Source organism: Pauljensenia sp. UMB6358 (assembly GCF_030216865.1).
Lineage (GTDB): Bacteria > Actinomycetota > Actinomycetes > Actinomycetales > Actinomycetaceae > Pauljensenia > Pauljensenia turicensis_A.
This window is the reverse complement of sequence record NZ_JASOMS010000001.1, coordinates 338129-345797: the sequence shown is the minus strand read 5'-3', so window position 1 is coordinate 345797 and position 7669 is coordinate 338129. Positions and strand designations below refer to the sequence as shown.

Below are 7669 nucleotides of genomic sequence, written 5' to 3'. Positions count from 1 at the left end.
CGAACCCGGAAGCTAAGCCCACAAACGCCAATGGTACTGCACCCGACAGAGTGTGGGAGAGTAGGACACCGCCGCAATTTTAACTCACGTAAACCCCTTGGAGCACCCCTCCAAGGGGTTTACTACTGTGCACAAAGTGCCCTTCAGTCAAAGCTCGGCAACGCATAGCGGTAGACGAGTGGACTCACGCACAATGTGGCAGTTATCTGGCGGATTATCGCCGTGAACCGGCTATGCTTTTTAAAGTAGAAATGTAGCTATCAGGGCTAGAACGCCCACGTTTGAAAAGCGCAACCGCGCAGGAATAGAGGAAGAAGCCATGGCAGAAGAACAAGGATCACGTTTTGATAAGGGTCGTGGTGGATTCCAACGTCGCTCACGGTGGAGCGACCACAATCAATCCCGCGCAAACAACAACCGTCGCGAAGGTGGATACGGCCGTCGCGACGATGACCGCCGTGAAGGCGGATACGCGCGACGTGATAACGATCGGCGTGACGGCGGTTATGGTCGTCGTGATGATAATCGTGGTCGTGGTTTCGATCGTAACAATGATCGGCGTGACGGCGGATACGCGCGACGTGATAACGATCGGCGTGACGGCGGTTATGGTCGTCGTGATGACAATCGTGGTCGTAGCTTTGATCGTAACAATGACCGCCGTGAAGGCGGATATGGGCGTCGTGGTGATGATCGTCGTCAGGGCGGTTATGGGCGTCGCGATGATAATCGTGGTCGTGGTTTCGACCGTAACAACGATCGCCGTGAAGGCGGATACGCACGACGCGATAACGATCGGCGTGACGGCGGTTATGGTCGTCGTGATGACAACCGAGGTCGTGGTTTCGACCGTAACAATGACCGCCGTTCCGGCGGTTTTGACCGTAACAATGAGCGTCGCGGTGGCGATCGCCAGCGCGGTGATCGCATGCCTCCCAGCCATAACCAAGAGCAGTACCAAAACTACGCTTCCACTGACGAGTACGTCTCGCCCAATCCGAATGAGCCCACGATTCCCGCAGGTGTGTCCGCCCAGGAACTTGATGCCGCAGCACTGCGCGCACTTACTACACTTTCCGGCCCGAATAAGGACATCGTTGCCCGCCACCTCGTGATGGCCGGACAGCTGATTGACCTTGATCCGGAACTTGCCTACAAGCATGCTTCAGCAGCATCTGCGCGTGCCGGTCGCGTCGACGTTGTCCGCGAAGCAAGTGCCTTGACCGCATACGCATCCGGTCGCTATGACGAGGCGCTCCGTGAGGTCCGCGCCGTCCGTCGTATGCGCGGTGACAACTCGCTTCGTGCAGTCGAAGCCGATTGTGAACGTGGCCTGGGACGCCCTGAAAAGGCTGTCGAAATCATCGACCAGACTGAAACCAAGGGCATGGAACTGTCTGAGCAAGTCGAACTGATTCTGGTTTCTTCCGGCGCTCGCGCCGATCTTGGCCAGAGCGAAGTTGGTCTGCTCATCGTCGATGATGCGTTGGCTGTACTGCCCGCAGACACGGATCCCTTCCTCCTGCGTCGCTTGAACGAGGTCAAGATTGATCGTCTGCGCGAACTTGGACGCGATGTTGAAGCCGACGAACTCGAATCCCAACTTCCTGAAGAAATCGAAGACCCCGATATCGTTGATATTTCGCTCTATGCGGATGCTGACGTTGACAATAAGCGCACTCAGCTTCGTGCAATGTCAAGACCGCTGGTCGAAGAATTCGATGTTGCCCTCTTTGATCTCGATGGCACCGCATGGAATGGTGATGAGCCGATCGAACATGCAGCTGACGCAGTGAAAGAAGCACGCGAAGCCGGCATGAAGACCGTGTTCGTTACGAATAACGCGATGCGTAGCCCTCGCCAGGTTGCCGACAAACTGAACACGATGGACTTTGAAGCAGATCCGTCGATGGTGATGACCTCCGCCATGGATGTTATTGCTTTGATGAAGGAACGTATCGAAGACGGTTCGAAGGTCTTTGCTATCGGTGGCGACGGTCTTCGCGTTGCACTGACTGAAGCGGGATATGAGCTTGTTGATTCCGCTGATGATGAGCCGGTTGCCGTTGTTCAGGGCCTCGACAAGGACGTGAACTGGGTGCTCATGTCGGAAGGCGCATTTGCCATTCAACGCGGTGCGCGCTTCTTCGCAACGAACCTTGACACAACTCTTCCACAGGAACGTGGCTTTGCTCTTGGCAACGGCTCTCTTGTCGCCGCCATTGAACATGCAACGGGCAAGCGTGCGTTTGCAGCGGGCAAGCCGGAACCGGGTATTTACCAGCGTGCTGCTGCGCTGGTTGGCGGAGAGAAGCCGATCGCTGTTGGCGACCGCCTTGAAACCGACATCCTGGGTGCTATTCGCGCAGGCATGCCGGCAATGCATGTTCTTACCGGTATTCATGACGCACAAGCCATTGTGACGGCTCCTCGCGGCCAGCGCCCCAGCTTCCTTGCCCTCGATATCCGAGGCCTTCAGGAAACTCATCCGCGCGCTAAGCACCACCTGGATAACTCCTGGACCTGTGGCGTCTCTCAGGTTGTCCGCATAGCACGTCACGGTGGAATTTTCGTCGACGATGTTGAACTGGCCGCGGATGAGATCTACACGATTACGCTCGACACCTACCGTGCAATGGCGGCAGCAGGCTGGGATTACTCTGACGAAAACGCCGGAGAGACCCCGCGTTGCCCCAAGCTCACAGTCGTTCCGAACGACGATGAGTCCGGAATCGTTGTTGCGCCGATTGAAATCTTAGAAGACGCAGAAAGCGACGAGGGCTTCACCTCCTCTGACGAACTGCTTGCAGTTCAAGCAGATGAACTTGATGAAGCATTGGAAACTCCTGCGTTCCTTCCCGGCGAAGAAGAACTCGAACGTCTTCTTGCCGAAACTGAAGACGATGACGAAGCGGGCGAAACTCAAGGCGAGTGATGACTAATCTCAGTGACGGTTCTGGGGCGGGCGTGATGCCGCCCCAGAACCGGAGCCTTCGCAATGATGATGCTCACCAGGCTACGAATTCAGGACAGAATGCCCAGTCTGAAACGGTGAGCATCGAAGAACTTGAACGCGAGATCGTTCGTTTGAAAGAACGCGACGTTGTTCTACGCACGCGTCTATCCGGTCCGGAGTTCTTGTGAAACTGCGTCGAATTGATTCGGAGCTTGTGCGCAGGGGATTGGCTCGATCTCGTACCCACGCCCAAGAAATGATCGCTGACCAGCGTGTGAAGCTCGACGGAGAAATTGTTCTGAAGCCCGCACGTCAAATGGATCCTGCACAGGCGATCGTGATCAGCGAGGCACTAGAGATTGAATACGTCTCTCGTGGTGCGCATAAACTGGCCGGTGCCCTAGATATTCTGGGCGATACTGCTCCCACGATTGCGGACACAGTGTGTATGGACGCCGGCGCTTCAACCGGTGGATTCACTGACGTGTTGTTACGCAGGGGAGCCCGCCAGGTGTTTGCCGTTGACGTTGGTTACGGTCAGCTTGCTTGGAAGCTCCAGTCAGATCCTCGTGTTGTCGTGATGGATCGTACCAACGTACGCACGATGAAAGACGGCGATCTGGATCCGAAGCCACAGATCGTTGTTGGCGATATGTCCTTTATTTCACTGACGCTTGTTATCCCGGCTCTCGTTGCAGTTGCAACCGATGACGCTGATTTCCTGCTGATGGTGAAGCCGCAGTTTGAGATCGGCAAAGAACGTCTCGGCCACGGTGGCGTTGTTCGCAACCCGAACCATCACGTGGAAACCGTCGAAAATGTTGCGCTCTGCGCCATCGACAACGGTCTGACAGTCCGCGCAGTCGCAGCTTCGCCTCTTCCGGGGCCTTCTGGGAACGTTGAGTACTTTATCCATATGTCCGCATCTGGCTCAGGCGGAATTGATGCTGATGAGTTACGCTCACGTATCAAAGAGGCAGTGATCGCTGGCCCCGCAGATTCGAAGGGACTTCAATGATTCGTCGCGTCATGCTTGTCTGGCATAAGCATCGTCCTGACGCGCAGACAGCAGCATCGGTCATGATGAGCGAGCTCGACTCTCTTGGCGTAGAGGTCGTCGAAGAAGCACGCCCAAATTCTGCCGATCTTCTTCTTGCCCTCGGTGGCGATGGAACGATCCTTGCGGCAGCTGAATATGCTCGCCGTTGCGATGTACCCCTTCTCGGAGTGAACCTCGGCCACATGGGCTTTCTCGCTGAGGCAACCGATCAGGGCTTCGACGAACTGGCACAACGCATCGCGAACGAAGATTTCCATCTGGAAACCCGCATGACGTTGGACGTTGTTGTTCGCCAACCCGATGGGACAGTCATTACTGACTGGGCGTTGAACGAAGCGGTCGTTATCCACACGGATGTTGCCCATCCGGTGCATCTTGCGCTGGCAGTCGACGGACAGGACGTTTCAACGTATGGCGCTGATGGCATTGTTTTGGCGACGCCAACAGGCTCAACCGCATATAGTTTCTCTGCCGGTGGACCAGTTGTATGGCCCGATATGGAGGCGATCGTGATGGCGCCGTTGGCGGCTCATGGATTGTTTACGAGGCCGCTTGTCGTGGGTCCATCTTCCAAGCTTGAAGTGGGCGTGCTCAGTGAAAACTGGACCTCGCCAGAACTATGGTGCGATGGCAAACGACGGAACAGTTTGCCTCCGGGCTCGAGTGTGACCACAACGGTTGGTCAGTGGCCGGTGAGACTTGTCCGTCTTGATGACACTCCATTCTCGACTCGTCTGGTTCAGAAATTTAATCTTCCGACCCGCGGTTGGAGGAACGGACGTAACAGGTCGGTCGGGAAATGATTTCAACGATTGAAATCTCCGGGATCGGTGTGATTGACCGCGCCACTCTTGACTTCGGTGAGGGGCTCACGGTCCTTACCGGCGAGACGGGTGCCGGTAAAACGATGGTGCTCACATCGGTCAATCTTCTATTGGGCTCGCGGGCAGAGCCAGCCTTAGTGCGCGAAGGACGATCTCGCGCGCAAGTCGATGGTGTCTTCATTCTGGATGAGCAACACATAGCTCCTCTGGTCGAAGAGGGAATTGACGTTGAAGATTCGGAGCTGATTGTTTCGCGTACCGTTCTAGCCCAGGGGCGCTCGCGCGCACACGTCGGTGGGCGAATGGTTCCAGCATCGGGGCTTGCCCAGACGGTTGCCCCTCTGATCACAGTGCACGGGCAGGCCGAACAAATGCGTTTAAAAAACCCGAACGCGCAACGTGACCTCGTAGATTCCTACGGCGACCAAGCGCACCAGGATCTGCTGGCCGAATACGAGAAAGCTTGGAAAGAAGCGGTGAACGCCAAGCGTTCTTTCGACGACATTACGAAGAACGCAGATGAGCGTATCCGAGAAACAGAATCGCTAAGCGCAGCTCTTGAAGCGATTGATGCTTTCGACCCTCATGAAGGTGAGGACGAAGAGCTACGACTTGAAGCGCGTCGCCTGATGAGCGTGGAAGACCTCCGTCGGTTTATTGATACTGCAACGGCTTTCATCCGAGGAACTGACGATACAGATGGAGCCTCGAGCCTTCTTCGACACAGTCGCGACCAGATTTCTTGCGCGCGCAGTCTCGACGAGTCGCTCGCGTCTCTTGAACGACAGGCAGAATCGATCGCAATCGATGTTGAGACTCTGGGGGATGACCTGGGAGCCTACGCTCGTAGCCTCGACGCTGACCCCAGTCGTCTTGCATGGGTTCATTCGCGACGCGCTGATCTGAAGAAACTTCTTGAAGGCCGGGCCGATGATGCGACTGGCCTCATTGAATGGGCGCAACGCGCACGTAGGCGTCTTGAAGAGCTTGTGACCAGTGGAAATAATCCTGAGGTCGCCGAAAAGAAACTGAAGGAAGCTCAAGCGCGTGTCCTCGAAGTCGGTTCACGGCTTCACGATTCCCGCGTCCGATGCGGTTGTGAGCTGGCGGAAAAAGTAACGGGGGAGCTGCACGCGCTTGCCATGGCAGACGCGAAGCTTATTTGTATCGTTGAAAAGACAAAACCTACGTCGCATGGCCTCGACGACGTCACTATCCTGCTTCAACCGCACTCGTCGGCCACACCACGCCCACTTGGGCAAGGAGCCTCCGGTGGCGAGCTGTCCCGCATCATGCTGGGACTCGAAGTCGTCTTGGGTGAAAAGAGCACCACGAAGACCTTCATTTTCGACGAAGTTGATGCGGGAATTGGCGGGCAAACGGCGACTGAAGTGGGTGCCCGTTTGAAACGCCTGGCGCAAAACCGGCAGGTTATTGTCGTCACTCACCTCCCGCAGGTCGCTGTCTTCGCCTCGCACCACCTAGTGGTGACGAAGAATGACGGTCTCACCGACGTGCACGTGGTGGAAGGTGAAGCCAGAGAGGCTGAATTAACGCGGATGATGGGTGGAGATGCTCACTCTCCGGCGGCGCGCCGACACGCTATCGAAGTCCTGACTTCAGCCGTGCCACAATCACAGGGATGAGTAGCGAAAAAATCCAGTCCGCTTCAGGCGCGACACAAATCACGGGTATCGTACGCGTTGACAGTCGTGTTCGAAACATTACTGCTCGCATGGAACCCGGTGACATTGCAGTAATCGATCAGGTTGACCTTGATCGTCAAAGCGCGCACGCTCTCGTGTCGCGTGAACCGAAGGCCGTCCTTAATGCCGCGCCTTCGTCGTCAGGTCGCCAACAGGTGCGCGGACCTCGTGTACTTCTCGAAGCAGGAATCATCGTCATCGATGATCTTGGCCCCGACGTGATGTCCCTGCGTGAAGGTGACACCATCACAATCGAAGATGGTCGTGTTCTTCGCGACGATGAAGTCGTATCGACAGGTCGTCTGCTTTCCCTGCGCGATTTGGAAAACGACGAAGTCGAAAGCCGACAGCTCATTTCAACGCAGATCGGTTCATTCGCAGCCTCGATCGAAGAATTCCTTGATCGTGATGGAGGCGTCCTACGAGGTGTTGGCGTTCCGACCTTTAAGAAAGACCTCGAAGGAAAGCCCGTTGTTGTCGTCCTTGACGATTCCCAGACCAAACAACAGCTGAAGAACCTGAAGCGTTGGATCGGCGATGCGTCTCCGATCATCATCGGTGTTGACGGAGGTAGTGATCTGGCGCGTTCTGCCGGGTTTAAACCTCAGATCGTTGTCGGTGACATGGATCAGATCAGCGATAAGGTTCTTCGTGGAGCAGGCCGTAGGATTCTTCGACGCGGTCACGACGGTATCGCTCAAGGAAGCGAACGACTCAACCGCATGGGTCTGCACGCCGACGTTGTCGAAATGTCGGGTTCGTCCGAAGACGTTGCCCTGCTGGTAGCTAAGCATTCGGGCGCCTCGTCGATCGTTCTCGTCGGTGGTCACCACGATCTTGACGATTTCGTTGACCGTGGTCGCTCCGCGATGTCGCCCTCATTCTTTACTCGACTCGTTGCCGGGGATGAACTCGTTCAGGCTCGAGCAGTTGCCGCCAGCCACCGCCCACGACTCTCAGGTTTCTGGATCGTGCTACTGGCGTTGGTGATGATTGGTGGAATCGGTGTTGCTCTCTGGGCGACGCCGTGGGGCAATGATTTGTTCTCATCGATTATTTCGCTTGCGAGCCCGTCCACCCCATTGTCCCCTGACTCTTTGACGAACCTCAACTGAGGAGATAC

Annotated in this window: 6 protein-coding genes; all 6 read left to right on the top strand. The window is 56.0% G+C overall.

From position 1 onward, the window contains the following. Window positions 1-319: 319 nt before the first annotated feature. From QP381_RS01620 to steA, 6 genes are read left to right on the top strand one after another with little or no spacing between them, the layout of a single operon-like run. On the top strand, window positions 320-2935 hold the full coding sequence (locus QP381_RS01620) for an HAD-IIA family hydrolase (protein WP_285067515.1): 2616 nt from the start codon (window positions 320-322) through the stop codon (window positions 2933-2935). After that, entirely contained in the window at window positions 2935-3144 is a 210-nt protein-coding gene (locus QP381_RS01615) for a hypothetical protein (protein ID WP_006680936.1), read from the top strand. The genes QP381_RS01620 and QP381_RS01615 overlap by 1 nt, the downstream gene beginning before the upstream one ends. Then, on the top strand, window positions 3141-3974 hold the full coding sequence (locus tag QP381_RS01610) for a TlyA family RNA methyltransferase (RefSeq protein WP_006680937.1): 834 nt from the start codon (window positions 3141-3143) through the stop codon (window positions 3972-3974). Before QP381_RS01615 ends, QP381_RS01610 begins: the two co-directional genes overlap by 4 nt. Next, complete coding sequence (locus QP381_RS01605) at window positions 3971-4819, top strand: NAD kinase (RefSeq protein ID WP_006680938.1); 849 nt, start codon at window positions 3971-3973, stop codon at window positions 4817-4819. Before QP381_RS01610 ends, QP381_RS01605 begins: the two co-directional genes overlap by 4 nt. Continuing rightward, window positions 4816-6486: a DNA repair protein RecN gene (gene recN, locus QP381_RS01600; RefSeq protein ID WP_006680939.1), complete on the top strand. Its 1671-nt coding sequence runs from the start codon at window positions 4816-4818 to the stop codon at window positions 6484-6486. The genes QP381_RS01605 and recN overlap by 4 nt, the downstream gene beginning before the upstream one ends. Further along, window positions 6483-7661 carry a putative cytokinetic ring protein SteA gene (gene steA, locus QP381_RS01595; protein WP_006680940.1) on the top strand — a complete coding sequence of 393 codons (1179 nt, stop codon included), beginning with the start codon at window positions 6483-6485 and terminating at the stop codon, window positions 7659-7661. Before recN ends, steA begins: the two co-directional genes overlap by 4 nt. Window positions 7662-7669: the final 8 nt, after the last annotated feature.